This window comes from Gemmiger formicilis (genome assembly GCF_016901605.1).
Classification (GTDB): Bacteria; Bacillota; Clostridia; order Oscillospirales; family Ruminococcaceae; genus Gemmiger; species Gemmiger formicilis_B.
On sequence record NZ_JACJKP010000271.1, the window covers coordinates 1 to 2,440 of the forward strand.

The window sequence follows — 2,440 nt, forward strand, 5'->3', positions numbered from 1 at the left end:
TTGCCCAGGAACTGATCGAGAACGGTTCTGTGGCGCGTCCGGCGCTGGGCGTCAAGATCTATGACGTCAGCGATGCGGCCACTGCCCAGCAGCTGGGCGTGAGCAGCACCGGCGTCTACGTGGTGGAAGTTACCGCGGGCAGCGGTGCCGAAGCAGGCGGCGTGCAGGTGGGCGACCGGATCATCTCGGTAGATGACACGGCGGTATCCTCCTCCAGCAGCATCAAGAGCTATCTGGCCGACAAGAATGTGGGCGACACCGTGACCCTGCAGGTGGAACGGGAAGGCAAAATCCTGAGCCTGAGCGTGACCCTGGGCAGCAGTGCCGGCTGATCGATTCCTCCTAATAGAAAACCCCTGCCGGGGATTCCCGGCAGGGGTTTTTGTGTGTTGCGAAAAATCGGTTCAGAAACCGTGCTTTTCCATCAGTTTGCGGCCCATCAGCACACCCATGACCGAAGCCATCATCAGGCCGCGGGTCCAGCCGGAGGAGTCGCCCAGGCAGTGCAGACCGGTGATGTTGGTTTCCAGGTCGGTATCCATCCGGACTTTGTTGGAATAGAACTTCAGTTCCGGGCTGTACAGCAGGGTTTCGGGGCTGGCAAAACCGGGCACTACCTGGTCCACCATCTTGATGAATTCAATGATGTTGACCATGGCACGGTAGGGCATGGCGGCGGTGATATCACCGGCCACGGCGTCTTTCAGGGTGGGGCGCACGTTGGCACGGGCCAGTTCCTTGGCCCAGGTGCGCTTGCCGTCCAGAATATCACCGTAGCGCTGTACCAGAATATGCCCGGCACCCAGCATGTTGGTCAGCTCGCCTACTTTCTGGGCGTAGGCAATGGGCTGGTTGAAGGGCTCAGTAAAATTGTGGCTGACCAGAATGGCCAGGTTGGTATTGTTGCTCTTCTTTTCTTTGAAGCTGTGGCCGTTGACCACGGCCAGGTCGTTGTCGTAGTTTTCCTGGGCCACAAAACCGCCGGGGTTCTGGCAGAAGGTGCGCACCTTGTTGCGCCAGGGGGCCGGATAACCGATGAGCTTGCCCTCGTACAGGACTTTGTTGATGGTTTCCATGACCTCGTTGCGGCACTCTACCCGCACGCCGATGTCCACGGTGCCGGGCTTGTGGGCAATGTTGTGTTCCGCACAAAGTTTTTCCAGCCAGTCGGCGCCCCGGCGCCCGGTGGCAATGACCACCTGTTTGGCCAGCACATCCCGGGTGCCGTTTTTCTCCCGCAGGCGCACACCTTTGCAGACGGTGCCTTCCAGCAGGATGTTTTCGCACTCGGTTTCAAACAACATCTCCACACCGGCATCCAGCAGATGGTTCTGGATGTTCAGGTACAGCTGCTGGGCCTTCTCGGTGCCCAGGTGACGGATGGGGCAGTCCACCAGCTGCAGACCGGCCTGAATGGCCCGCTTGCGGATGTCCTTGATCTCCTGCCCTTCGTAGATGCCTTCTACCTTGGGGTCGGCACCGAATTCCAGATAGATCTTATCGGTGTAGTCGATCAGTTCCTGGGCAAAATCTTCCCCGATCAGGTCGGGCAGTTCGCCGCCCACCTGGTAGGAAAGGGACAACTTGCCGTCCGAAAAGGCACCGGCGCCGGAAAATCCCGTGGTGATGGCGCAGGTGGGTTTGCAGTTGACGCATACACCGGTTTTGTCTTTGGGGCAGTGGCGCTTTTCCACAGGCTTGCCTTTTTCCACCAGCAGCACTTTGTGGGGCTTGTTGCTTTTGCGCAGCAGTTCCAGGGCGGTAAAGATACCGGCCGGGCCGGCGCCTACGATAATCAGGTCATACATGGGTGGGGAAACTCTCCTTGCTGAATAAAATGGATCGGGGTCAGTGGGGGGCGGTGGTGTCGTCGGGCACTTCGGTGCTCTCGGCGTTGTAGACCACGCCCTCGTGGTCGGCGTTCAGGGCGGCGGCTTCTTCCTCGTCCAGCATATCGCCCAAAGCGCCCAGGGTAGCGTTCATGGCGGCATCGGTCATACGGTCCAGGGCGCGCAGTTCCATGGCGGCGTATACCACACAGCTCAGGTTGACTACACCCTCCACAATGAGGAGCACCCCGCACAGGGCTACAACGCTGACGGCGGCCCCAAAGGGATTGAGCAGCAGCAGAATCCCCAGTGCGATGGACAGCAGGCTGAACAGCAGCATCACCCACCATTTGTCCCCGCGGCGCTTGGCCAGGTCCAGGGCGGTGCCGATGCGGCTGCACCCGTCAAACAGAATGAAGATGCCGAACACCACCGGCAGGAAGCTGGCCACCACCTGGGGCTGTGCCAGCGAAAACAGGCCCAGCGCGGTGGTGACGATGCCGCCTACCAGCAAAAAGGGAGCGGTAAAGCCGCTGCCGCGGACGCGCACATACTGGATCAGGCAGACGACGCCGGTAAGCAGTACCACGGCTCCGAAGGCATAACAGATC

At 60.1% G+C, this 2,440-nt stretch carries 3 protein-coding genes; 1 reads left to right on the forward strand and 2 read right to left on the reverse strand.

Annotated features, from left to right (window positions below; genetic code table 11):
- Nucleotides 1-332: S1C family serine protease (locus H6B10_RS14000; protein WP_204652166.1), on the forward strand; the 332-nt coding region annotated here is incomplete at its 5' end.
- 72 nt (nt 333-404) lie between these two features.
- On the opposite strand, the gene H6B10_RS14005 is transcribed toward H6B10_RS14000, so the two are convergent.
- Both H6B10_RS14005 and H6B10_RS14010 read right to left on the reverse strand, forming a co-directional pair.
- Complete coding sequence (locus H6B10_RS14005) at nt 405-1,808, reverse strand: NAD(P)/FAD-dependent oxidoreductase (protein ID WP_204652167.1); 1,404 nt, start codon at nt 1,806-1,808, stop codon at nt 405-407.
- Between the two features lie 40 nt (nt 1,809-1,848).
- Nucleotides 1,849-2,440 (reverse strand): HdeD family acid-resistance protein (locus H6B10_RS14010; RefSeq protein ID WP_204652168.1); only part of this gene is annotated, 592 nt, incomplete at its 5' end.

Bases quoted from the DNA above. Each gene is read 5' to 3' on its own strand.
- H6B10_RS14005 (WP_204652167.1), bottom strand. From the start codon at position 1,808: ATGTATGACCTGATTATCGTAGGCGCCGGCCCGGCCGGTATCTTTACC.